This window comes from Rhodococcus sp. SJ-3 (assembly GCF_051918125.1).
Taxonomy (GTDB): domain Bacteria; phylum Actinomycetota; class Actinomycetes; order Mycobacteriales; family Mycobacteriaceae; genus Rhodococcus.
Map to the genome: position 1 here is coordinate 4,046,833 of NZ_CM123306.1, position 25,330 is coordinate 4,072,162.

The 25,330-nt window shown below is 67.0% G+C and carries 17 protein-coding genes and 1 pseudogene; 13 read left to right on the plus strand and 5 right to left on the minus strand.

Features of this window, described 5'->3' with window-relative positions:
- Window positions 1–69 precede the first annotated feature (69 nt).
- Together ACTDXD_RS18915 and ACTDXD_RS18920 are read right to left on the minus strand one after the other, a co-directional pair.
- The gene (locus ACTDXD_RS18915; RefSeq protein ID WP_440123812.1) at window positions 70–840 is read right to left on the minus strand and encodes a deoxyribonuclease IV; all 771 of its coding nucleotides are present in this window, start codon (window positions 838–840) and stop codon (window positions 70–72) included.
- A 39-nt stretch (window positions 841–879) separates the two neighbouring features.
- Window positions 880–1,503 (minus strand): T3SS (YopN, CesT) and YbjN peptide-binding chaperone 1, encoded by a 624-nt coding sequence (locus ACTDXD_RS18920; RefSeq protein ID WP_440123813.1) that lies wholly within the window; start codon window positions 1,501–1,503, stop codon window positions 880–882.
- Window positions 1,504–1,661: 158 nt separating this feature from the next.
- On the opposite strand from ACTDXD_RS18920, the gene ACTDXD_RS18925 reads away from it, so the two are divergent.
- The 7 genes and pseudogenes from ACTDXD_RS18925 to ACTDXD_RS18955 all read left to right on the plus strand — a co-directional run.
- Window positions 1,662–2,423 carry an SDR family NAD(P)-dependent oxidoreductase gene (locus tag ACTDXD_RS18925; RefSeq protein WP_440123814.1) on the plus strand — a complete coding sequence of 254 codons (762 nt, stop codon included), beginning with the start codon at window positions 1,662–1,664 and terminating at the stop codon, window positions 2,421–2,423.
- A 78-nt stretch (window positions 2,424–2,501) separates the two neighbouring features.
- Window positions 2,502–3,263: an ABC transporter ATP-binding protein gene (locus ACTDXD_RS18930; protein WP_440123815.1), complete on the plus strand. Its 762-nt coding sequence runs from the start codon at window positions 2,502–2,504 to the stop codon at window positions 3,261–3,263.
- 12 nt (window positions 3,264–3,275) lie between these two features.
- The gene (locus tag ACTDXD_RS18935) at window positions 3,276–5,804 is read left to right on the plus strand and encodes an ABC transporter permease (protein ID WP_440123816.1); all 2,529 of its coding nucleotides are present in this window, start codon (window positions 3,276–3,278) and stop codon (window positions 5,802–5,804) included.
- A 114-nt stretch (window positions 5,805–5,918) separates the two neighbouring features.
- Window positions 5,919–7,532: an alpha/beta hydrolase gene (locus ACTDXD_RS18940; RefSeq protein ID WP_440123817.1), complete on the plus strand. Its 1,614-nt coding sequence runs from the start codon at window positions 5,919–5,921 to the stop codon at window positions 7,530–7,532.
- A complete protein-coding gene (locus ACTDXD_RS18945) occupies window positions 7,529–8,017 on the plus strand; it encodes an LppA family lipoprotein (protein ID WP_440123818.1) in 489 nt (162 codons plus the stop codon). Before ACTDXD_RS18940 ends, ACTDXD_RS18945 begins: the two co-directional genes overlap by 4 nt.
- Window positions 8,018–8,076: 59 nt before the next feature.
- Complete coding sequence (locus ACTDXD_RS18950) at window positions 8,077–9,189, plus strand: hypothetical protein (protein WP_440123819.1); 1,113 nt, start codon at window positions 8,077–8,079, stop codon at window positions 9,187–9,189.
- Between the two features lie 57 nt (window positions 9,190–9,246).
- A pseudogene (locus ACTDXD_RS18955) lies at window positions 9,247–10,209 on the plus strand (MsnO8 family LLM class oxidoreductase); the annotation flags it as partial.
- On the opposite strand, the gene ACTDXD_RS18960 reads toward ACTDXD_RS18955, so the two are convergent.
- Window positions 10,179–11,174 carry a glycerate kinase gene (locus tag ACTDXD_RS18960; protein ID WP_440127703.1) on the minus strand — a complete coding sequence of 332 codons (996 nt, stop codon included), beginning with the start codon at window positions 11,172–11,174 and terminating at the stop codon, window positions 10,179–10,181. The pseudogene ACTDXD_RS18955 and the gene ACTDXD_RS18960 sit on opposite strands and share 31 nt — an antisense overlap.
- Window positions 11,171–12,079: a hydroxymethylglutaryl-CoA lyase gene (locus ACTDXD_RS18965; RefSeq protein ID WP_440127704.1), complete on the minus strand. Its 909-nt coding sequence runs from the start codon at window positions 12,077–12,079 to the stop codon at window positions 11,171–11,173. The genes ACTDXD_RS18960 and ACTDXD_RS18965 overlap by 4 nt, the downstream gene beginning before the upstream one ends.
- A gap of 181 nt (window positions 12,080–12,260) precedes the next feature.
- On the opposite strand from ACTDXD_RS18965, the gene ACTDXD_RS18970 reads away from it, so the two are divergent.
- From ACTDXD_RS18970 to ACTDXD_RS18980, 3 genes are all read left to right on the plus strand, one after another.
- On the plus strand, window positions 12,261–12,473 hold the full coding sequence (locus ACTDXD_RS18970) for a hypothetical protein (RefSeq protein WP_440123820.1): 213 nt from the start codon (window positions 12,261–12,263) through the stop codon (window positions 12,471–12,473).
- Window positions 12,474–12,653: 180 nt separating this feature from the next.
- A complete protein-coding gene (locus tag ACTDXD_RS18975; protein WP_440123821.1) occupies window positions 12,654–14,759 on the plus strand; it encodes a hypothetical protein in 2,106 nt (701 codons plus the stop codon).
- A 51-nt stretch (window positions 14,760–14,810) separates the two neighbouring features.
- Complete coding sequence (locus ACTDXD_RS18980; protein ID WP_440123822.1) at window positions 14,811–15,713, plus strand: hypothetical protein; 903 nt, start codon at window positions 14,811–14,813, stop codon at window positions 15,711–15,713.
- 17 nt (window positions 15,714–15,730) lie between these two features.
- Here ACTDXD_RS18980 and ACTDXD_RS18985 read toward each other — a convergent pair whose 3' ends face one another.
- The gene (locus ACTDXD_RS18985; RefSeq protein WP_440123823.1) at window positions 15,731–16,618 is read right to left on the minus strand and encodes an alpha/beta fold hydrolase; all 888 of its coding nucleotides are present in this window, start codon (window positions 16,616–16,618) and stop codon (window positions 15,731–15,733) included.
- A gap of 331 nt (window positions 16,619–16,949) precedes the next feature.
- Here ACTDXD_RS18985 and ACTDXD_RS18990 point away from each other — a divergent pair, with 331 nt between their 5' ends.
- From ACTDXD_RS18990 to ACTDXD_RS19000, 3 genes are all read left to right on the plus strand, one after another.
- Window positions 16,950–17,402, plus strand: coding sequence for a MarR family winged helix-turn-helix transcriptional regulator (locus ACTDXD_RS18990; RefSeq protein ID WP_440123824.1), 453 nt, complete (start codon window positions 16,950–16,952; stop codon window positions 17,400–17,402).
- A 369-nt stretch (window positions 17,403–17,771) separates the two neighbouring features.
- Window positions 17,772–24,692 (plus strand): amino acid adenylation domain-containing protein, encoded by a 6,921-nt coding sequence (locus tag ACTDXD_RS18995; RefSeq protein ID WP_440123825.1) that lies wholly within the window; start codon window positions 17,772–17,774, stop codon window positions 24,690–24,692.
- Window positions 24,689–25,330, plus strand: coding sequence for a DUF6875 domain-containing protein (locus tag ACTDXD_RS19000; RefSeq protein WP_440123826.1), 642 nt, complete (start codon window positions 24,689–24,691; stop codon window positions 25,328–25,330). The genes ACTDXD_RS18995 and ACTDXD_RS19000 overlap by 4 nt, the downstream gene beginning before the upstream one ends.

The window sequence follows — 25,330 nt, forward strand, 5'->3', positions numbered from 1 at the left end:
ATGTTCGGGTAGACCGCACGGGAGACCGGAATTCATCACGGCGACAGTCGCCGGATCGGGAACCACCGCTCAGGATGTCTGCTCGCGCACGTAGGCGATGTCGTCGGCGAGTCCGGCCGCGGGTGTCTCGAGGATCACCGGCGCATTCGCCTTCAACGCGACCTCGGTGAGCAACTGCGGGTCGATGGTGCCGTCGGCGAGATTCGCGTGGCGGTCGCGGGCGGAATCGAACTCGTCGCGAGAGTTGTTCAGATGTACGAGATCGATGCGACCGATCAGCGCCCGTACCCGTTCGACGGCGTCGACGAGATCCTCACCTGCCGCCCACGCGTGGCAGGTGTCGAGGCAGAACCCGACGTCGTAGTCGCCGATCACATCCCACAGCCGGCCGATCGCGTCGATGTAGCGGGCCATCGCGAAATCCCCGCCGGCGGTGTTCTCGACGAGGATCGGCACCGCGAACCCGCCTTTGTCTTCCTGCCTCTCGAACAGTTTGCGCCAGTTCTGCACACCGGAGGCCACGCTCTCGCCGTCGCGGACGTGCCCGCCGTGCACCACGAGGCCGAACGCGCCGATCTTCGCTGCGGCGTCGGCGTGCTCCGCGACGGCTTTCCGCGACGGCATACGAAGCCTGTTGTTCAGGCTCGCCACGTTGATGACGTACGGCGAGTGCACCACGACGTCGATCTCGGACGCCAGGATCTGCTCTGCACGAGGGTGCTCACCCGGCGTATGCCATTTCTGCGGGTCCGACAGAAACATCTGCACCAGATCCGCGCCGAGCCGTTCGCCCTGGCCGATGGGATCGTCGTCCTGTCGGACATGAGCACCTATCCGCATGCTTTCCAGGCTAGCGCCGAACCGCAGTGCCCCGGGTGATTACGCTTCGGGACGTCCGACCGGGATATCCGCACCCAGGTCGCCGGCCTCGTCGTCGCCGTGACCGCACGTGCAGCCGTCACCGCAGCCGCCGCCACCGCACGGCCCGGCATACGAGATGTCGTCGGCGTCGCAGTCGAGGACACCACCGAATCGCGCTGCGAAATCGTCGTCGAGTTCGTGTGTGAGGTCGTGGATCTCGTCGATCAGGTTGATCAGGTGCTGCGGCGCGAACGGATCGGCGTCGAGGATCGTGGAGACGAGTAGGTGCCCGTCCTGGATGGTGAAACGCAGCCGCGCCCACTCACCCGACAGGTCGGCCAGCTGATCGGCGGCCTTGGAACGGTCGGCGAGCTCACCGAGCAGCGACGACCAGATGTGCAGCTGTGGGCCGTCCTCCGCGACCGTCACATACACACCGAATCCGTGGACAGGAATTGCGATGTCGCCGTCCTCATCGGTTTCCGGCGCGCTGCCGAGCAGCTCGGTGAGCGCACGGATGGCCAAGTCGCGAAGTTGCGTGTACTCCTCGGTCGCGATGGCAAGCGCGCCGTCGATACGGAGCGGCTCGGCGGCGATGGTGCCCTGGCCGTGATCGTGGCCGTCGTGGTTGTGCTCGCTCATGCTGTCCTCGCTCGTGGTGCTCGCGGACCGGCTCGGTCCAGGTGTCGGGTAGAGCGTAGGCGATTGTCGCTGTCGGTGTTCCGGTGAGCAGGACCGGCGGACGCCCGAAAGTTGTGAGGTCTGCTTCCATGCGGGTTCCGAGACAGGGAGGTCGCCGCATGGGCACATTGGCCGGCAAGGTCGCGTTCATCACCGGAGCAGGACAGGGCGTAGGGCAGGGCGTCGCGTTCGCATTGGCGCGGGAAGGAGTCGCCATCGCGGTGACCGGCCGAACGGAGTCGAAACTCGTCGACACGGTCGAGAGCATCCGTGGGTTCGGGGGCGTCGCCGAACCGATCGTGTGCGACATCTCCGATACCGAGCAGATCGGCGCTGCGGTGGAGCAGACCGTGGACAAGCTCGGGGGAGTGGACATCCTTGTCAACAACGCGAGCCTGAACCCGCTCGGACCGGTCCTCGACCTGACGCCCGAACTGATGACGAAGGCCTACGCATCCGGGCCTATTGCATCACTCCACGCGATGCAGGCAGTGCATCCGATCATGAAGCAGCGTGGCGGCGGATCGATCGTCAACATGGTGTCCTCGGCCGCAGTGCGGTGGGACATGAGCGGCTACGGGGGATATGCCTCCGTCAAGGAAGCACTGCGCAGCCTCACGCGGGCCGCCGCCGCCGAATGGGGTGTCGACGGCATCCGGGTCAACGCGGTCGCACCGCACGCCATGTCGCCGGGATTGCAGTGGTGGACCGAGAACCGGCCAGAGGAAGCTGCAGAGTTCATCAAGAGCATCCCGCTGCGTCGTATCGGTGATTGCGAGGAAGACATCGGACGAGCCGTGGTATGGATCGTCGGCGACGACGCCCGCTATCTCACGGGCGCCACCATCCCCCTCGACGGTGGCCAGGCGCGCTGGAGCTGACCTCCCTGATGGGCGCGATCGCAAAATCAGGGGAGTCCCCGATGGTGCGTCGAAGCATGACGGGGAAGGATGGTGCGCATGCCATCGCATTCGGCCCCCGCTGCCCGAGCCCAGAACCTGAAGAAGATCTACGGAACAGGTGAAACCGCTGTTCACGCCCTCGACGGTGTGACCGAGGATTTCGCTGCCGGTGAGTTCACCGCGATCATGGGCCCGTCCGGATCCGGCAAGTCCACCCTGATGCACTGTCTTGCCGGACTCGACAGTGCGACGTCCGGCGCGGTGCTCATCGGCGACACCGACCTCACGACGCTCTCCGACAAAGCCATGACGCAGCTGCGTCGCGACCGCATCGGCTTCGTCTTCCAGGCGTTCAACCTCGTGCCCACACTGACGGCGCTCGAGAACATCACGCTGCCGCTCGACATCGCAGGCCGCAAGGTGGACCGCGAATGGCTCGACACCGTCGTCGGCAGGCTCGGGCTCGGGGACCGTCTCGACCACAAGCCCGGCGAACTGTCCGGGGGCCAGCAACAGCGTGTCGCGTGTGCGCGTGCGCTGGCAGGCAGGCCGGAGATCATCTTCGGCGACGAGCCCACCGGCAACCTCGACTCGCACTCGTCCGGCGAAGTGTTGTCGATCCTGCGTGCCGCGGTCGACGAGTTCGAGCAGACCGTCGTGATCGTCACCCACGATCCGCGGGCAGCCGGATACGCCGACCGCGTCGTATTCCTTTCCGACGGCCGCATCGTCGACGAGATGCGCGACCCGACCGCCGAATCGGTACTCGACCGCATGAAGCAATTCGATACCGCCGCCACCGCCCGCGCAGCGAAGTAGGAGCCGGCGACCATGAGTGGGAATCCCATCCGCAAGGTTGCGCTGCGCAACCTCGCCGCACACAAGGTGCGGCTCGCTCTGACGGTGCTGTCGGTGGTACTCGGCACCGCCTTCATCACCGGGTCGTTCGTGTTCACCGACACCCTCCAACGCACATTCGACGACATCTTCGGTGATGTCGCCAAGGGCGTCGACGTCCGTGTCAGCAGCGAAGAATTCGGCTCGAGCGGTGTCCCCGTCGACGACATCGGCCGGGTGGACGCCCTCGGCGGCGTCGAACGCACGGCGCCGACGATCAGCGGCGGGCTCATCGTGCTCGGCTCCGACGGCGCCGCGATCCAGACCGGTGGCGCACCGGCAGAAGGCTCCGCGTGGTTCCCGCCCGAGGAAACGGTCGGCGAACCCTTGCAGTTCACCGAAGGCACACCGCCTGCTGAAGTCGGGCAGATCGCGCTCAACACGAGCGCGGCCGAACGCGGCGACCTGGCGATCGGCGACGCGACGAAGGTCCTGACCATGTCTCAGGGCATGGTTCCCGTCACGGTGAGCGGAATCTACGACCTCGACACCGACACCGGTGGATACATCGGTGCGCTGTTCACCGAGCAGCAGGCGAGCCAGTTGTTCACCGACGGCAAGCACGTCCAGTTCCTCGACGTCGTCGGCGACGGTTCGATGAGTCCGGAAGCGCTGCGTGACGAGGTCGCCGCCGCGTTGCCCGACATGAAGGTGCAGACCGGCGCCGAAGTCACCGAGGAAACCCAGGATCAGGTGTCCGAAGCATTGAGCTTCCTCAACTACTTCCTGCTCGCCTTCGGCGCCATCGCATTGCTCGTCGGCACGTTCATCATCTACAACACGTTCTCCATGATCGTGGCCCAGCGACTACGCGAACTCGCTTTGCTGCGTGCCATCGGCGCGAGCCGTAAGCAGGTCGGGCGGTCGGTCACTCTCGAAGCGCTCGTCGTCGGTGTCATCGGCAGCGCGATCGGGATCGCAGCCGGTGTCGCGCTCGCGTACGGACTCCGCGCAGCGCTCAATGCCGCGGATCTCGGGCTCCCGTCCGGTCCGCTGCAATTGTCGCCGCGCACCGTGATCGTCGCGCTGCTCGTGGGTGTCATCGTCACCGTCGTCAGTGCCTACGCGCCGGCGCGGCGCGCCATGCACGTGCCGCCGGTTGCCGCGATGCGCGAGGAATCCACCGCATCCGTGGAGTCTCTGAAGATCCGCACGATCGCCGGGGTGGTCGCCGCGGTTGCAGGTGCCGTGCTCGTCGCGGTCGGCGCGCAACGCACCGGAGGCGGCGCCGCCGCAACTGTCGGTCTGGGCGCGTTCGCGCTCATCCTCGCCGTACTGTTCGCGGCACCTGCCTTGTCGCGACCCGTCGTGAGGGTTCTCGGTGCGGTGTTCGCGCGGCCCTTCGGCGCGGTCGGGCGCTTGGCCCGTACCAACGCGACCCGTAACCCGCGTCGCACCGCTGCGACTGCCTTCGCCCTGACACTCGGCCTGATGCTCGTGTCCGTCATCGGTGTGTTCGGCTCGTCCGCGAAAGCAAGCGTCGACGCGCTCGTCGACACCGGCGTGAAATCCGAGTTCGTGCTGACCGGGCCACCGATGTTCGGACTGCCGATCGCGGCCGAGGACGCCGCACGCGGTGTCGACGGGGTCGTGGAAGTGGTGTCCTCGCACGGCGTGCAAGCGACGATCGACGATGAGCCCGCGTACGGGACAGCGGTGACGGGTGGTTCCATCCAGGACGTCCTCACACTGGAGATGAAGGAGGGCACCGACGCCGTCACGGGCAACCAGATGGTCGTGTCGGAGAGCGCCGCGTCGGACAACGGCTGGCAGCTCGGCACCACGGTGCCGCTCACGAGCAAGGACGGCGAGACGGTCGATACCAGCGTCGTCGGGATCTATGCGGACAATCAACTCATCGGTCCGTGGATCGTCTCGACGGAACTGTACGAACAGTTCACCCCGGTGGCGTCGCGATCGGCGCAGGTCGTGCTCGTCAACACCGCAGCCGGAGCCGATCCGGAGTCCATCCGGACGGGACTCGAGGACGCCACCAAGGACCTCGTCATCGTCCAGGTGATGGACCGCGAGCAGTTCAAGGGGCAACAGGCCCAGCAGATCGACATGCTCCTCGCGATCCTCTACGGACTGCTCGCACTCGCTGTCGTCATCGCGATCCTCGGCATCGTCAACACACTCGCATTGTCGGTCGTCGAGAGGCGACGCGAGATCGGCATGCTGCGCGCTGTCGGAATGCAACGTGCACAGGTCAGACGCACCATTTACATCGAGTCGTTGCTCATTGCGGTGTTCGGCGCCGTCGTCGGTCTCGTGCTGGGGCTGGTATTCGGCTGGGCATTCGTGAGCACCCTCGCCGATCAGGGACTCGACCGGATCTCGGTGCCCTGGGGCCAGGTCGTGGGCATGCTCATCGGTTCCGGCGTGGTGGGCGTGCTGGCCGCGCTGTGGCCGGGACACCGAGCCGCGAAGACCCCGCCGCTGGAGGCCATCGCCGATGTATAGCGAAAGGTTGTCCACAGGCAACTGATTCATCCACAGATACCGGCCCGGGGACCCCTCCCCGAGCCGGTAGTCGTATGTGCCCCCTATGCTTTCGCAACAGGGGGTGGAAACGACATGAATCTGCGCGATCTGGCAGGGTGGGATCCGGACGCATTGGAAAGTCTCGGAACCCACCTCGGCGAGAGTGCCGAGGAACTGGACCGCATTGCCGGTGATATCCGCCGAGTTGTCACGCTCGGGGGTGCCTGGACCGGTGACGCCGCGGACGCCGCGGTGATCTCATCGCAGTCGTTCATCGATGCGGTTGGCGTTCAGTCTGATTCGTACCGCAGAGTGATTGCGTGCGCAGCCTGGGTGGTTCCGCAACTGCGCGCTCTGCATGCCGAACTCGTGGCGGCATACGCCTGGGCGGACGAACGCGGCCTCGTCATCGGATTGGACGGTGCACTCACCGAGGTGCCAGGTCGTGCCGGAGTTGCACCCGACGCAGACCGCAATATACTGCGGGCGAAACTCGACGCCCTGCTTCTTCGCGCACAAAAACTCGCCGATGAAGCGGCATCTATGCTCTCGCGGGTCTTTCCGGAGGAAGGCTCGGTATCCGCAACGGAATTCGTCCATGTCTCGACAAGATTCCCCGAGATCGGGCCCCTGCCCGGCCCCGGAGCCGATCCGGAACAGGTCGCCGCCTGGTGGAACGGCCTCACTCCCTCCGACCGCGCCGTGCTGCTCACCGAATACCCGGAACGGATCGGCGGTCTCGACGGAGTACCCGCCGAAGTCCGCGACCTCGCGAACCGAGCCCTGCTCGGAATCGAACGTGAACGATTGACGGGCGTTGCCCTGAAACTTCAAGACGAGCTGGCGGGCAATCTGTTCGGTGGTTTACTCTCCAACGCCGATGCGGGGCTCGAGCAGACCCTGAACAAACTCGACGCACTCGATGCGATAGACCGCACACTCGCACTGGACGATCGTCGGTTGCTTGCGCTCGACATGTCCGGTCGCGAGGCGATGGCCGCGGTTGCGGTCGGCGACATCGATACCGCCGACCACATCGCAGTTTTCACCCCGGGCGCAGGATCGACCGTGCAAGGCAATCTCCACGGCTACGACCAGCAGGTGTCCGGTTTGCGCGACGAAGCGCAACGAGAACTCGGGCGTGTCGACCGAGGGTCCGAGTCCGTCGCAGCGGTCACCTGGATGAACTACCAGGCACCGCATTTCGGTTGGGGCCTCGCATTCACCGAACGCAGTCCTGTCTCGGATCTGTCTGCGACGCTGGCCGCACCGCGCTTGGCGACCTTCCTCGACGGACTCGACGCATCTCGCCCCGACTCGCCACCGAACGTGACTACGATCGGTCATTCGTACGGAGCGCTCGTGACGAGTCTCGCGTTGCAGCAGGGCGCGGAGGCCGGGAGGGCGGTCTTCGTCGGCGCTGCCGGACTCGGCACCTCCGACCTCGACACACTCGGCATGGCTCCGGGGTCGATGTACTTGATCGAAGCGGACGAGGACCTCATCGCCGATACCGGAATCTTCGGTGGGGATCCCAGTCGAATCCCGGGTTTGACCCGTCTGTCCAGCGATGCGGGAGAAGACCTTTCGGGAGACCCGCGTACCGCCTCTGTAGGGCACAGCTCCTATCTGACGCCCGGTTCCATGAGTACCTACAACATCGCGGTCGTCATCGCAGGCACCGCCGACGAACGGGGTGTCCGATGAGCGAGATTTCTGTTCTCCACGTATGCATTGCTGCAGCGGCGCTGCTGACAACGACCGGATGCGCGACAGCGAGCCCCCGCGCTGTCCCCGAGCCGGTCGCCGATGACAGCGGCGCCGCGGTCGAGTACTACCTCCAAGTCCAGCACGACGTCATGGATGCACTTTCGGAGGAGTTCCCCGACCTCGAATTCTCCGAGAAGTACGCGCGCACGAACGCGGGGTGCACCCTCGCCGACGGCACACACGGGATGTCGGTGCATCTGCCTATTCAGGGGAGCTCGCAGCCCGTGCCCGTCGCCGATCTGCAGCGCGCCGCGGACCTGTTCGAACGCACCGCCGCCCGCGCCGGTTTCCACGGACGCCACGTCCTTCCACCCGACACAGGCTTCTCGATGCGGATGTTCGCAGCCGACGGCTCCTACATCACCTTCGGCAGCTATGTGGCAGCGATCGTCGGACTGACCGTCGGGTGTTACCGGATCTGAGGGTCGAGTTCGGCTAGGCTCGTGCAGTCCGTGTCGATCTTGGCGAAGAGGCGGTGACGATGCGCCCTGTGCTCGGCGTAGCCGTCGATGACGGTGAAGTCTCCGCGGTTCTTGTCGACGCCGACGTTCCGCAGCTCGGCCCCTTCGATTCGCAGCGCTGGGCAGCCGAACCGGAGGGATCGGCGGCCGACGCCGTCGCGCGGGCCGTGACCTCGATGGCGCAGCGGGCCGAGAACGCATCGCTGACTGTCGGCATGATCGGTCTCGTCGAGTTGCCGGACGCTGCCGCCGACACCGATTCGGTCGCGAATGCTGTCCGCGCGGTGAGCGAGGCACCCGTCGAAGTGGTCCCACTCGACGTCGCACGCCTCGCATACTTGGCGGGCGCACCCGAACTCACCGGCACACCTGTCCTGGCACTCCACACCCGTACCGGCGGTGTCGAGTCCGTGTCGATCGTCGACACCCGACCCCGGACGGTGCTCTCGTCGGTCGTGCGCGGCGACGACCTCACCGGCGCACCCGACGCCCTGCCCGACACCGTGGATGAAGCACTCGCCAGGGCCGGCGTCTCCCCGGCAGCGCTGGTATTCCTCGACCTGCGCCCCGGCGACGCGGTGCCGGCCCGGGAACTCTCCACGATCCTCGGTGTTCCGTTCGTGACTCCGCACGGTGTGCCGTGGCACCGTGCGACGGGAGCCGCCCTTGTCGCCGCGCGTCGTAGCCGAGTGCAGCCCGCTGCTGCTGCTGCGGCAGGTACGGCGTCGATCCATCGAAACCTCGTCCTCCTGTTCGTCGTCGTCGCTCTCGTCGCGATGCTCGGCGGGGGGCTGGCCCTCGCCATGGGCGGGTTCGAAGATCGGAGCGGTTCCGAAGGGCCGGGCGGGTCCGCGGAACGAAGCGAGGTGCTCGGCACCACCGACTCCGCGCCTGGAACGGACACCCCGCAACTGTGGGATCGGGACGCACCGCACTCCGATCCCCGCAACGCGGGCAGTCCGGACGATGCCGGCGCAACTCGGACCCCGGCATCACCGGGCAGCGATCCGTGCGGTGCGGCGCAGCCGGCGTCGTGGCCTGCACGCGGCTCCGATCCCGCCCCGAGCCCGGCCCCGGAACCTACTGCGGAGCCGACGCCGCCCTGCGACCCACCGGACGATCCGGCGCCCTGACCACGGCCGACCGGTCGCCCGGGATGATCGCTGCACGGCGGGGCGTTGATATCCCACATGGATGTTGCGCTGTCGCTGCTGGACCGCTCCCGCACACGGGAGGGGCAGGACGACGCGTCCGCACTACGCCAGACTCTGTACCGCGCGGAACTCGCTGAAGCGGCCGGATACCAACGGTTCTGGGTCGCGGAACATCATGCGGTACCGGGAGTGGCCTCCGGCGCCCCGGCCCTGCTGATCCAGGCCATCGCCGATCGGACGCGCCACATCCGGGTCGGGTCGGCCGGTGTGATGCTGCCCAACCATCAGCCGATCGTCGTCGCGGAACAATTCGCCGTGCTCGAGGCGCTGCACCCGGGGCGGATCGATCTGGGTGTCGGGCGGTCCCTCGGCTTCACCACGCCCATTCGCGAAGCCTTGCGCACCACCCGCGCCGAGCCGGACGATTTCGCCGCTGATATCGACGAACTGCGCGCCTATCTCGACGACACGGCGCCGGTGTCGATCAGGCCCCGGGTGGCGCAACCACCGCCGCTGTTCGTGCTGGGGACCGGCGCCGGCCTCCAGGTGGCAGCGCGTCTGGGGCTACCGGCCGTCGTCGCGGGCCCGATCCTGACGCAGGGGCCCGCACCGTTCGAACGTTATCGCGCCGACTATCGACCCAGCGAAGCAAATCCCGAGCCGTACCTGGTGATCGGCGCCGACATTCTCATAGCCGACACCGAAGCGGATGCCGCCGATCTGTTGCTGCCGGAAGGGTGGGCGATGGCACTCTCCCGCGAGCGCGGCTACTTCCCGCCGCTGATGCAGCTCGAGTCACTGCGCGACCTCCCCGTCACGGTGCGCCGACAGCGGATCCTCGACGACACCGCTGCCTCGGCGATCGTCGGCACCGAGGACCAGGTCGCCGAACAGATCGAGAAACTCGTCGAGGAGACAGGCGCGGACGAGGTGCTGAGTTCGGCATCCACCTTCGACCTCGATGCGCTCTATGCGTCCGATGCGCGGCTAGCGCGACTCTTCGGCGTGGGCGGGCAGAGTGCGGCCCCCGCAGCTCGCATCGCCTCCGCGTCGGAGGCCACCATCACCGCCGCGAACCGCGTCCGGTAATCGCCGAGATCATCACCGACCGACCCCACTACCGCGACGACGGGCACCGAACCGCTGCGCGCCAGGACGGCCGAGATGATCTTTCCTGCGCGGGATTGTCCGTCGAGTCGTCCCTCACCGACCACCACGAGGTCGGCGGTTGCGAGCGACTCGTCGAATCCCACGACGTCGAGCACATAGTCGGCACCGGGGCGCAGTGTTGCGCCGACACCCGCCCACATGCCTCCCGAAAACCCGCCGGCAGCACCTGTCCCATCCACTCTTCGTGGATCGCGCGGCAATGCCTCGGCAGCCTCGTGCAGTCGTCTCGTCAGCAGCTCGACGGTTGCGGGATCGGCGCCCTTCTGCGGGCCGAAGACCCGCGCGGCGTCGGTGTATCGGGTGGTGACATCCGTGAGTACGGCGACGGATGCGGAGCCGAGTCCACCGGCGTCGTCGATCGCGGCGAGCGCTCCCAGGCCACCGTCGGTGGTGGCCGATCCGCCCGCGGCCACGACGATCTGTCGCGCACCGCGCTTCGCCGCCGCGGCCATGATCATCCCGGTGCCGTACGTGTCTGCCGTAACGGCATCGCGAACACCGTTGTGCGTGGTGGTGATTCCACTGACCGTGGCGAGTTCGACGATGGCGGTGCCGTCGGGGGACAGGCCGAAGAATCCGTGGCACGGCACCCGCCACGGGTTGACGGCGTCGACGTCGACACGTTCGAGACCGAGCGGGACCGTGAGGACGTCGAGGGTGCCCTCACCGCCGTCTGCGAGGGGCATGCAGACCGTCTCGTGACCCGCAGATACCGCTCCCGCGGCGATCGAGTCGGCCACCTCGGCGGCGGTGTAGGTGCCCTTGAAGCTGTCGGGTGCGATCAGGATCTTCACGCGCGGACGACCCACTCGAACGCCTCGGCCTCCGACCGCGCTCCCTGCCGGGCCCGGGACCGATTGGGTTCGTCCAGTTCGGCGACGATGTTCTCGCCGAGCCGGACGATATCTGCGAACACCTCCGGTGAGAGCCACGACGGGCGGGTCGCGAAGAGCAGATCCTCACTCGCGGTGTTGCCGCTTGCTCCGGGCGCGAACGGGCACCCTCCGAGCCCTCCGAGCGCCCCGTCGACGACGTTCGCACCCGCTTCGGCAGCGGCGAGGCTGTTCGCGACGCCCAGGCCCCACGTGTCGTGGCCGTGGTAGACGATCCGACGGTCCGGCGACTCCGCGCGGACGCGCGAGACGAGCGCGCTGACCTGCTGCGGGACGGCTTGGCCGAGAGTGTCCGCGACCACGATGTCGGCCGATCCGTCGGCCCGCGGGTCGCACGCGATCTCGAGGACGCGGTCGGGGTCGATCGGCCCGTCGAAGGGACAGGTGAACGAGGTCGCCAGACAAAGCTGGATGCTGCCGCCCGCGTTGTGGGCCAGTTCCACGGCGGCGGGCATCGCTGCGAGGCTGTCTTCGGTGTCGCGGCCGATGTTCGCGCGGTTGTGCGAATCGGACACCGAGAAGCAGTACTGGAACCGCCGAGCTCCTGCAGCGAGTGCCTTCTCCACGTGTCGCGGGGTGGCCACCCAGATCCAGCAGCGGTCCAGTTCTTCCTCGGTGAGCGCCGACACCAGCTCGAGACTGTTCGCCATCGTCGGCACCAGATCGGCGCGTGCGAGCGACCCGATCTCGAGCTCGGGTATCCCCGCGGCGAGGAGAGCGCGCACGATCTCGACCTTGCGCTGTGTCGGGAGCAGTTTGCCGGTGAGCTGCAGTCCGTCGCGCAGCGTCACATCCCGCAGGATCACCTCGTGCCCGCTCGGGGGTGTATCCACGTCGTGCCTCTCATTCCTCGCCTGTCGTGCCGAGTATCCTCGCGCCGCGATTCGTACACCAGTTGGGGACACACCGCCCGGGTGTTGCCGATTTTGTGACAGGTGACACTATCGTTGCGACCTGGATGGGGACTTGCCGGAAGGTATTTGAGAAATGGGAGCGTTCTTCGGGAAAGCGTTGCTGTGGTGTGCGCTGCTGGCTGGGCTGATCGGATCCGGGATCGCCGTATATGCCTTGCATGTGAACGGGGCGGTGGGCTCGCTCATCGTTGCCTCGGTCGCGGGGCTCGTGCTGTTACGTCTGCGTGCGGACGTGGTGGAAGGGGAGCCCGGCGACGAAGCCCCCCGCGACGCGGCGGTGACCTGACGTCGACCCGACGTCGCGGGGCTGCACCGCACCGGGCTCGATCGCTGCTGCGCGCCCGTGCGCTTGTCTGCGAGAGTGCGGTTTCGATCGGTATGCTGAGCGGTCGGGCGTCCTCACGGACGTCCCGCACGGAGGGACCCGCGACGGTTCCCGCAGGACGTCGAAGAGGAGCATCGGTTCGTGTCGCTGTGGTCACGTGCGCTTTCGGTCGATGAACTCGACGACCGAACCTGGCTCGAGCTCATGCCCTGGCTCGATCGCTACGGTTCTGCGCGCACCGCAGCGTTGACTGCGCTCGCGCCGACACCGGCCTGGTGGGAATCGCAGTCACCGGCGCAGACCGCCGCCGAAACCGAGATCCCGGAGCTGTGTGCGGAGCTGTCCCGGATCTACGTCACCGACCACCCCGAACTGCGGTTCGCGGACGGCCTGATCCGCACCGTCGAAGTAACCGTGGACGCCCTCGATCTCGGGATGTCGGCCGCGACGATCATTGGGCGTCTGCCGCACGCCCCCACCACCGCGGAGCTGTTCAGCCGCAGCCCCGCCGATCTGTTCGACGTACGGGGCGCAGACAGCCACGCAGTCTATGAAATCGTCTGCGCGGCTCTCGTACTCACGGTGCTTCGCGACCCTGCAACCCTCGTTCCCGAAGAATCGGCAGCACCTGTTCCTGCGCTTGCACTTCTCGTCGACGACCTCGCTGCCGTTGCCCGGTGGCAGACGCTGTGCGGACAGCGGGATCGACCGTTGCTCAGCATCGGCCTCGACGCGGGTGCTCCGGAGGAGATCCAGGAAGCGGTCGCACGCCTCGGGGCGGTCGCCGCCCGAGATCTCCCTGTGGGGGCGCCTGCCGACCCGGTGGCCGAACTCGCCGACTATGTTGGCTCGTTGCCCGCCGCCGAACGCGAGACCTTGCGGCGTCGCATCCACGATGAGGACGACGTCGATGCGTCCCAGCCGTCGACGTTCCCGTTCGGCACCGCGGTGGGTGACTTCCTGGCGGCGTTGCGCACCGACGTCCGACCGGTCGCCTCGTTCCACCGCATCGTGCGCGATCGCCCCGTGCTTGCGCAGGTGGTCCCAGGGCTCGACGCGCCGCTGTGGAAGGTCCTCGACCGGCTCGACGACCGCTGCACCGTCGCCGACGGATGGATCGCCGTGCCCGACCTCGCCGAGGCGGAGAAGCAGACCCGGGCGTTGCTCGGCGAATTCGAATCCGCCAACGCAGTGGTGCAACCCGCAGAGGTCGCAGCGATCTGGCACTTGCCCGCCGACGAGTTCGAATCGTGGCTCACGCACTGCGGAACCACCATGTTCGACGGCCGGATCCTCACACCCCAGGACACCGTCGCAGGGCGCGCTGCGCAGATCCTCGAGGTGGTCGGCGACCCGCTCTCCGTCGAAACGCTCGTCGCCCGCATGGACGCGAACATCGATATTCACAGCGTTGTCGAAGAACTCTCCGACGACGACCGGTTCACCGTCACCGAAGACGACGGACTGTGGGGCCTACTCGAATGGGAGACCGATCCCGTCACCGCGATCGGGAGGCGCATCGCGCGACTCGTCGACGGAGCGGCCGGCTCGATCGAGCTCGACAAGGTGGCCGAAGCGCTGGTCCAGCGGTTTTCGATCTCCGATGCGTCCGCGCGGGTATTCGCGGCGAGCGGGGATTTCGAGGTCGTCACCGAGTGTGTGCGCCGTCGACGCCGCACCCATGGGCCCACACTGCCTCCTGAGCGCACCAAACGCCTGTACCGCCTCGACGAACACTGGCGACTGCGGATTCCCGTCACCCGCGACCACATCCGCGGCGCCGAGGTACCGCTTCCGTCTGCCGTCGCGGGTATCGTCGGCTGCGATCCCGGTGCCGAGACCGTGTTGAAGTCGAGGCTCGGCCCCCAGGTCCTGCGGTGGACCGGCCCGATTCCGCAACTTGCGTCGGTGCGCCGGTTCCTGGACGAGATCGGTATCGACGAGTACGGCGAGCTGTTCTTCGAATTCCGCTCGGACGGCCGGTTCGACGTTCTGCCGTTGCGCACGTTCGCCTCGAATGCAGATCCGCTCCGTAAAGCGCTTGCACTCATCGGTTACACAACGCCGGAGGTCGTGCCCGAGGCGGGCATCGCAGCGGCGTTCGCGACGGCAATCGGGCTCGACGGTGAGACGCGCCCACGCCGTATCCTCAGCGCCTACCGTGCACGTCACGAAGCCGAGGTGGTCTCGTTGCTCGAGAGCGCGTGGGTACGGGTACCCAGCGGTCAGGATCGTCCCCGGTCGTGAGGTGTGAGGCCGGCTGGTGCATCGGGGGTGCCTCGTAGGACGATGGTGCACATGAACGACCTGCCGAATCCCGACTCTTCCGGCGTGATCCCTGCGGATGCGATCGTGCGTGCGCTGGCGGGTGCCGTCGGATCGGTCGAAGCCGCGATCGTCCGGCTCAGAGGCGAGGACGCCGACCCCGACATGGTGGAGAAGGTCTTGGCGGCCGCCGGCGCTCCCGATCTCGGTGACGTCGTCGTCCACCACAATGCGCTGACACGTGCGATCGCGATCGCCGATCATCGTGGATCGCTTCCCGAGGAGGAATGGGCCGCGATCGCGGAACTCGGTCCGCTGCTGTCCGTCGCGGTCCAGCGGCTCCGCGCATACGCCGTCGCGCACCTCGACCGGGTCGAGCCCGAGATCCCCGTCTCGGCGCACGTCGCGTTATTGCTCGCCCTTGCCGACGAAGGTCGATTCGGGGAAGCGTTGCAACTGCTCGTGCTGGTCGAGGACGCCGAGACGATGTGGCAGCGCCTGAGCATCGAACGCGCCTGTACGGCTGAACCGGACCGACTGAGCGAAGTGCTCAGTGCTGCACGCACCCTTCTCGCCGAGCACTTCGAGCAGGACGGAGAGCTACTCCGCCGGGGTCGCCGCGCACTCGCCCGCCTCGCCGAGGGCACTCCGCTCGAAGTCGTCAGGCGTTTGTCCTCGCCCCGAACCACGCGCACACTTGCAGGGTTGCGAGACGACCTCGAAGATTTCCGTTCGGCATGCCGTGCCGATACGGCAGGATGGCTCGTCGACGAGGACCCTGAGATCGCCGACGCACTCGATTCGATCGACAGCCCGCTCAAGTCGGTGGGCGGCGTCCTGGGCCGAAGCCTTGCGAAGGTGTCCGACGCGCGCAACCGCGGAGGCGAGAGCGATGACGAGGGCGAAGCCGAGGAGTCCGTTTCCGAACGAAACTAGTCAGCCGAAGTTGGCGTTCAGAGCACTCGGCGGAGCAGGAACTCGAGCGCGACGCGCTCGAACGCCTCCTTGGCTTCAACCATCACCCAGTGGCCGCAGTTCGGGAAAATATGAAGCTCGGCATTGGGTGCCAATCGAAGCGGCACGAGTGGCATGTCGGGCGGGCACTGCCGGTCATCGAGCCCCCAGGTGAACAGGGTCGGGCACTGAACCTTCCGCATCATCGACCAATACGGCGGTGCATCGGAAGCCTCGAGCGCGCGCTGCTGCGCGGCAGCTGCTTGGGATCCGTACATCGCGGCAAGTGTCTTATGGGAAGCTGGGTCCTTCGCTGTCTCCCACCGCTCTTCGATACGTTCCTCCGTGACCACGGCAGGGTCGTAGACCATGCAGTTGAGCCATCTCACCAGCTTCTCGCGACTGGGTTCGTCAGCGAAGTCCCGCAGCAGCCGAGTGCCTTCACTCGGAGCCTGGCTGAAAATGTTCGGACCGACACCGCCAATAGATATGAGCTTTGTGACTCGGTCGGGATGCTGCATCGCGACCTGGACGCCAACGACCCCGCCCATCGAATTACCGATGATCGCAGCAGATTCGATACCGACCGCATCCATGAACCGAGTCACCGACGCAGCGGCCGTGACGACTGGGAGGCCGTCCACCGGATCACTCACACCGAACCCCGGAAACTCCAACACGTAGCAATGGAACTGCTGCGCGAGCGCGGTGAGGTTTTCGCGGAAGTTACGCCATCCACTGACTCCGATCCCCGAGCCATGCAACAGCAGCAGAGGCGGACCGTCGCCGGCCTCGTGATACCGCAGCACCCCTTCGTTGGTGACGACCTCCCGCTTGCTCTCCTCGTAGCCAATTTCCTCTGCTTGGTATTCGATCGTCATGGGCATGCAGCTCCTCCCTCAGTAGCGACGGGCGAGTCGTCGTGGTGCGCCCACGCCTCGTGGCGGGGGCATCTTTGGCTTCGTCTTCCGTCGAGTGGCAGAGAGAAGGGTAGCAACTAGTTGTTATATAACAAGAGTTTTCTATGAAATGTCATATTGATACGGTTTCGGTTACGGCGCTGCATCTCCGAGAGTTCAGGCTTCGGACCAGCCGGATTGGGACCGTCGAGGGCGGCGCGTGGAAACGTGCTGTCGGCGCGGTAAGCGAACTGGCGCATGCCCGGAGGAGACAATAACCTGATCCATCGAAGTATGCGCAGATAGAGGAGAAGCATTCGTGACGAATGAGGCCGGCAACAACTCGCTATCCGAGGTGCTCGACGACCGCCTCGGAACCCACATTCGGCGAATCGCACGGCTGATCATCGACGCGAAGGCTTCTGCGCTGCGTCCGCTCGATCTCACCGTGCCGCAGTACGCGACCCTCCTGTCGATCAGGCACCTCGAGCCAACCTCTGCGGCGCAGCTCGCACGAACTGGGATGGGCACCCCGCAGGCAACCGGCACGATGTTGTCCACTCTCGAGAGTAAGGGCCTCATCAGCCGTCGACCGTCCCCGATGCATCAGAAGCTTGTAGAGGTACGGCTGACCACGCTGGGAGCGAAGGCCATCGAGGAGGCCGATGACCTCGCTGCGGGTATCGAGGCCAAGCTGCGCGCCGGCATCGGCGAAGATCTGTTCGAGGGTGTCCTCAGAATTGAACGGATCGCGAAGGATCTACTGCAATAGCTCCTCGCTGTAGGCCCCCCGGCGCACGTGCCAACGGAAAGGATATTGCGCCGATGCAACACGTCACCGAAGCAAGTGCCAACTCCCCGCTGGGATGGCGAATTCCGAACGCTGCGGTGCCTTCGCCCACAATCACGCTGGTGCAGAGAGCTCATCGCTGACTATCGCAGCGCATTGCAGGTCGACCCGACGTGGGGAGGATCGACGCCCACACCCTGACTCGTTACCAGCGGCACGGTATAGGTGGCGAAGGCCGACACCTAGGGTGCGTATCTGCGAGGTCGTGCACGCGGGACAGTAGTGGAGCCGATATCTCGGCCGTCCGGAACGAATGGACGCCGCCTTCGCCGCTACCCTGGGTGTGATTTCATGGCTATCGCCACTGCTGTTGTCCACGAACCATTTCCGCTTTCGCCCGCGCAGCGCGGGCTGTGGTTCGCCCAACAGCTCGCGCCCCATGTACCGATTTGCATCGCACAGTACGTCGACATTCGTGGACCGCTCGACGTCGACGTGTTCCGGCGCGTCTCGCTCGTCGCCGCGCACGAGTTCCAATCGGTGTTCCTCCGCGTCATCGAGATCGGCGGCGAACCCCATCAGGTGGTCGCGCCGCCTCCCGATGCCGAATCGGACGTGCACGATTTTCGTGCGGCACCCGACCCGGCAGCGGCCGCACGCAAGTGGATGGATCAGAACCACACTGCCGGAATCGATCTGAACGAAGGCCCGCTCGCCGAAGCCGCTCTGCTTCAGGTCGCAGACGACCGGTACTTCTGGTACACGCGCATCCACCACATCGCGCTCGACGGGCATGGTGCCGCGACGATGGTCGATCGGGTCGCCGAGTTGTACACCGCTGCGGTCGAAAACCGCGAAGCCCCGATGAATCGCGCCGCAGACCTGCGCACCCTGCAACAGATCGACGATGAGTACCACGCCTCCCGCCGGCACCAGCAGGACCGTAACCACTGGGCGGAGCGCCTCCACATGCGGTCGGCCGCAGTCACGCTCACCGACAAGGTTGCAGCGCCCTCGGTACGCAGCAGGGTCGTCCGTGCAGCGCTCACCGAGGACACGGCCGACCGGCTGGGGGCGTCCGGAGCCGACGCTGCCGCGCGGATCGTCGCGGCATTTGCGTGCCACCTCGCGCGCACCACCGGGCGAAAGGAAGTACTGGTCGACATCCCCGTGTCCGCGCGCACCACCGCGGTGCTGCGACAGTCCGGAGGCATGCTCGCCAACGTCGTCCCCGTGCTTGCGTCGGTTCGCACGGATGACACCGTGGGCACTCTCGTCGGCCGGATCCGGCTCGAACTCACCGGCGCGCTGCGGCACCAGCGAGGAAACGTCGAGGACATCCTTCGAGAGCTGGGCGCGGACGCCGCTGCCCGCAGGATCTCGTCGCCCGTCGTCAATGTGATGCTCTTCGACCGGGAATGGCGATTCGGGCCCTGCACGGCCGACTTCCACATCCTCACCGCGGGGCCGGTGCCGGACATCATGGTCAATATCTACCGCTCCGGCCATCCGCCGCAGACGATCGTCGAGGTCCGCGCCAACCCCGGCCGCTACACCGACGACGAAGCGGAAGCGCACCATGCGCGGCTCGTCGATCTCATCGGTGCGTTCGTGTCCGCGTCGTCGGATGCGCCGCTGACCGGCATCGGGGCGATCGACGTACCCGGTGCTGTCCGCGGCGCAGCGGGGGAGCCCGGCATGACGATGCCCGAGGTCCTCGCGGCCGCCGTCGCCGCGAATCCGCAGGGTGTCGCGGTGCAGTGCGAGGACCGCACCGTCACCTACGCCGAACTCGACGCTGCCTCGGACCGGATCGCCCACGCCCTTCGCGTTTCGGGGGCCGGGCCGGAGACAGTCGTGGCCGTCGCGATTGCTCGGTCGATCGAATCGGTGGTGGCGGTGTGGTCGGTGGTCAAGAGCGGCGCAGCGTTCGTGCCTGTCGACCCCTCGTACCCCACCGAACGGATCGAACACATGCTCACCGATTCGGCTGTCGCGGTGGGCCTGACGACACCGGAGTTCCGCGCGGCGCTGCCGGACGGGGTTCGATGGCTCGAACTCAGGGACGGCCTACCCACCACGGAACTCACTGCGTCCGCACCTGCGGCTGTGCACTCCGACGGAGCGGCGTACCTGATCTACACATCCGGCTCGACCGGTATTCCCAAGGGCGTCACCGTCACCCATCGCGGCATCGCCGACCTGGTCGCCGAGCAGCGTGACCGCTTCGGTGGGTGCCTCGACGCCCGTGTGCTGCACTGCGCCTCTCCGAGCTTCGATGCGTCCGTGTTCGAAATTCTTTGGGCGACCGGAAGTGCGGCGCGTCTGGTCGTGGTGCCGCCCACCGTGATGGGCGGCGACGAACTCGGAGAGATTCTGCATCGACACGATGTCACGCACGCCGTGCTCACGCCTACGGTGTTGTCGACGGTGCCGCGACTCCCGAGGTCCCTGCACACGCTGGCCGTGGCGGGCGAAGCCTGCCCGGACGAACTCGTCGAACGCCTGGCCCCCGGCCGCACTCTGATCAACGGCTACGGGCCCACGGAATCGACCGTCATGTCGAACGCCGCGACACTCGTTGCCGATGCGCCCGTGACGATCGGCGGACCGGTCCGCGGATTCACCGAAACCGTCCTGGACGACCACCTGCAACCTGTCCCCGTCGGTGTGGCCGGGGAACTGTACGTCTCCGGCCCGGCGCTCGCGCGCGGCTACCGCAACCGCGGGGCGCTCACCGCGACACGGTTCGTTGCAGCGCCCCACGGCGTACGCATGTACCGGACCGGCGACGTGGTGCGCTGGAGGCGACTGCCCGACGACACCCTCGTGCTCGATTACGTGGGCCGCTCCGACTTCCAGATCAAGATCCGGGGGATCCGGGTCGAACTCGGTGAGATCGACGCGGCACTGCTCCGGCATCCCGGCGTTGCCGCGGCCGTGACGGTCGGGCGCCCCGATCCTTCCGGTGTTGTCGTTCCGGTCTCGTACGTCATTCCGGGCTCGGGCGAACCCGACGCTCGTGAGCTCACCGCATACCTGCGCGGCTGCGTGCCGGCTCATCTGGTGCCCGCCGTGATCGCGCCGCTCGACGCGCTTCCGGTCACCCCCGTCGGGAAACTCGACCGCGACGCTCTCCCGGAGCCGGTGTTCGGTACCGGGACCACCGAGTTCGTCGCACCGGAGGGAAGCGCCGAACGCGCGGTCGCGGAGGTGTTCGCCGAGGTCCTCGGTCTGGTGCGGGTGGGTCGTCACGACCATTTCTTCGACCTCGGGGGTAATTCGCTGAGCGCGACCCGCGCGGTCGCCCGTGTCAATGCCGCGCTCGGTGTCCGGTTCGGGGTCCGCGACCTGTTCGACGCACCGGTTGTCGCAGAACTCGCAGCCCGCGCAGACACCGTTGTGCCTGACGCCGAGGCCCTCGCGGCCGTGCCCCGCCCCGAGCGAATCCCGCTCGCACCCGCTCAGCAGCGAATGTGGATCGTCAACCAGGTCGACACCGCGTCGCCCGTGTACAACGTTCCCATCGCGTTGCGCGTGATCGGTGAGCTCGATCTCGATGCGCTGAACGCGGCTTTCGCGGACGTCGTCGCGCGACACGAACCGCTGCGCACCCGCTACCCGGTGTCGGATTCCGGGCCCTACCAGGAAGTTCTCGACCACGCGGCGTTCGATTTCACACCCGTGCCCGTACCCGGTGAAGACGGCATGCTCGAGGCACTTCGCGAACTCGCGTCCGAGGGGTTCGACGTGAGTCGCGATATTCCGGTGCGCACCGCGCTGCTGCAGGTCGGGGCGGTCGAGCACGTGGTGGTGCTGGTCGTGCACCACATCGCGGCCGACGGCGCATCGACACTGCCCCTCGCTCGCGACACGATGCTTGCCTACACTTCCCGGGCGCGCGGGCACGGCCCCGAGTGGGCCCCGCTGCCTACGTGCTACACCGACCACGCGCTGCGGCACCTCGAACGACTCGGCGACGCGACCGATCCGCAATCCTCGGTGTCGCGGCAACTCGACTTCTGGCGGGGGACATTCGAAGGCGTCCCCGAACTCCTCGACCTTCCCGTCGACAGGCCCCGCCCCGCGCGACGCACCCACCATGGCCGTACAGTGCCGTTCGAGATTCCCGCTGCACTGGCCTCGGGTGCTGCCGCCCTGGCCCGCGCGCACGACGCGACCGTGTTCATGGTGATGCACGCGGCATTCGCGGTCCTGCTCGAACGCCTCACCGGGGCGACAACATCGGCAGTCGGCACTCCCGTGGCGGGCCGGGGCGCGGCCGAACTCGATGTCATGGTCGGGATGTTCGTCAACACGGTCGTGCTCCGCTCCGACATCGATGCGTCTGCGTCGTTCCACGAACTCCTCGACCGCACCCGCGCCCGAGACCTCGATGCCTTCGACCACGCGGACGTGCCGTTCGACCAGGTCGTGAAGGCCGTCGATCCCGCACGATCGACCTCGCACACCCCGCTGTTCCAGGCACTACTCGAGTTCCGAAATATCTCACCCACGCGCGTCGAACTGCCCGGCCTCCTGATCGACACCGTCGACGCGGCTCCGCCGGTTGCCAAATGCGATCTCTACCTCGCAGTGGAGGAACCGCGGGATGGAGGTGCGATGACAGCCGAGTTCGGTTACGCCACCGACATTTTCGACGAGTCGACAGTGCAGCGATTCGCCGCGGCGTTTACGCGAGTCCTGGACGCGGTCGTCGCCCGGCCCGGCCGGGAGATCGGCGCGATCGACATCCTGGACTCGGCCGAACGCGCGGAGCTCGTGCCGGTCTCGGGCGGGCCGATGGAGCCCGCGCTCACCCTCCCTCGGTTGCTGGAGCGTGGTGCGACGACCGGGGGCGACTCTGTCGGGGTGGTATGCGGCGACGACCACCTCACCTATCTCGACCTCGACTCGCGTTCGAATCGTCTGGCGCGCAGACTGATCGAACTCGGAGCCGGTCCCGAAACCGTAGTTGCCGTGGCGTTGACACGCTCGGTCGAGTCGGTGATGGCGCTGTGGGCGGTCGCGAAGACCGGTGCTGCCTACGTGGCGGTCGATCCGAAGTACCCGGCCGCGCGGATCGCGCACATGATCGAGGATTCCGACGTGGCCGTCGGAATCACCAGCGGGGGACTGCAGGCAGACCTGCCGCACCGGCGATGGCTGGTCCTCGACGACCCAGCCGAGGCCGCACACATCGCAACTCACCACGACCGCGCGGTGACCGACGCCGACCGCAGTTCACCGCTGCGCCCCGACCACGCGGCCTACATCGTGTACACGTCCGGATCGACCGGAACCCCCAAGGGAGTGGTGGTCACCCACAGCGGTCTGTCGAACTTCGTCGAGGAACAACGCACCAGGTTCGCGCTCGGGTCGCGGTCGCGGGTACTGCACTTCGCGTCACCGAGTTTCGATGCGGCGATCCTCGAGCAGTTGTGGGCCTTCGGGTCGGGTGGCCGTCTCGTGGTGGCGCCGCCCACCGTCTACGGCGGTACCGAGCTCACCGATCTACTTACCCGAGAACGGGTCACGCACGTCGCTTTGACACCGTCGGTGCTCGCGACCGTCACCCCCACCGGACTCGAGGATCTGGGCACGGTCGTCGTCGGGGGAGAAGTGTGCCCGCCCGAACTCGTGGCCCAGTGGGCACCGGGCCGCGACATGATCAACACCTACGGTCCGGCCGAGAACACGATCCAGACCAACGCGGGCTCACCCCTCGTCGTGGATGGTCTCGTCGAACTGGGTGGCCCGATCCGCGGAATCACCGAACTCGTCCTCGACCATCGGCTTCGCCCCGTCCCCACCGGCGTGGTGGGGGAGCTGTACGTGAGCGGCCCCGCCGTGGCGCGCGGTTACCGCAACCGACGCGCAGGAACGGCGTCCCGGTTCGTTGCCGATCCCTCCGGTAAACCGGGGGAGCGGATGTACCGCACAGGCGACCTCGTGCGGTGGCGCCGTTCGGCCGACGGCGCACTCACCCTCGACTATGTCGGCCGCAGTGACCTGCAAGTCAAGGTCCGCGGATTCCGGATCGAACCCGGTGAGATCGAATCGGTGCTGAACGATGCCCCAGGGGTGGCCCGGGCAGTGGTCTCCGTTCGCCGCGACCGACTCGATGGATATGTCGTCGCAGTTCCCGGCGGGCGTCTCGTCGCCGATGACGTTCGCGTCTACGCCCAAGCGCGCCTCGCCCCTCACATGGTGCCCGCGACGCTCACCGTGCTCGACACGCTCCCCGTCACTCCCAACGGCAAACTGGACCGGGCGGCACTGCCGACTCCCGACTCGAACGCGGGTCGCCGCGCGTATCGGGCGCCCCGCGATGCCACGGAGAACATCGTGGTCACCGCTTTCTCAGCCGGCCTCGGCACCCCGCGAGTCGGGATCGACGACGACTATTTCGCCCTCGGCGGCACTTCGCTCGGTGCGACGGCCGTGGTGGCGTCACTGTCGGAGTCGTTCGGCCGCCCCGTGCCGGTGCAGTGGCTCTTCACGCATCCCACCGCGGGTTCCCTGGCACGGCGCGTCGCCGACTCGCAGACGGATGACGACTCGTTCGACGCAGTGCTGCCGTTGCGTGCGAGCGGGGCGGGCGAGCCGCTGTTCTGTGTCCATCCTGCTGTGGGCACCGCCTGGTGCTTCGCGGGACTCGCACGACGCATCGACGACCGGCCCGTGTACGGGCTGCAGTCGCCGCTGCTGACCGATCCGCAGTGCGTCACCGACACGCTCGAGGATCTCGCGGCCGTCCACGTCGAGAGCATCCGATCGGTGCAACCGTACGGTCCGTACCACCTGCTCGGCTACTCGGCAGGCGGACAGATCGCCCACGAGATCGCGGCGCAGCTCACGGCAGGCGGAGATCTCGTTGCGACGCTCACGATGCTCGACACCCACCTTCCGGACGAGGCGTCCCCCGCGCCCACCGCCGAGATCGTCGACTCCGAAGTCGAGGCAGTGGTTCCCGCCGGGACTGTGGACGCGGCCCGGCGCGAGGCCCTGCGTCGTGGGTTCACGCACACGGTGGCCCTCGCAACCGCGCACCGGCCGGCAGTCCGGCTCGTCACCGACGTCGTGTTCTTCGAATCCGCCGACGCCCTTGCCGTTCGGATGCCCGACCCCGTCGCGGTCTGGCAACCGCACATCGACGGGGTCATCGAGACACACCACCTCGACGTCACACACCGGGACATGACCGGTACGCGGGCGCTCGATCAGATCACCCCGGTCCTGGTGGACCACCTCAGGAAAGGCCAGCGATGACCGACCAGACCAGAGTTCTCCGTGGCCGCCGATCCGGCATCGAGCCGGTGAGCGTGTTCGACGACGTTCGGGACGACGAACATCCCCGTACCGGGGAGTTACGTCGCTGGGCAGTCGATTTTCTGTGCAGTCCGCACGACGATCTGGGGCGGAGCGGGCCGGTCTGCCCGTTTGCCGCGCCGTCGATCGGCCGGGGGCTGTTCTACGCGGTCTTCGTCCCGGGTGCCGTCGACGCGCAGCGCATGCGGGATGTCGCCGACGACCTCGCCGAGCTCTTTCCGCACTTCTCGCCTGTCTCCGGACCGGACGCCGCGCTCAGGTCGGTCGTTGCGGTATTTCCCGACGTCACCGACTACGAGGTGATCGAGCTCGTGCAGAACGAGCGAAAGTCGGATTTCGTGCTGGCAGGGTTGATGCTCGGCCAGTTCTACCCGGGTTGCACGGTCTCCGGGCTGCGGAACAGCGCGTTCCGGGCACTCGACGCCCCACTGCCGATGCTCGCCGTCCGGCACATGGTGGGCTCGGACTTTCCGTTCCTGGCCTCGCAGCGTGAATGGATCCTCGCGTATCTGAAGAAGTTCGCCGCGAGCGTGCCGTCGATGGTGCGATCCGATATCGCCGATCGGGTCGTGACGTAG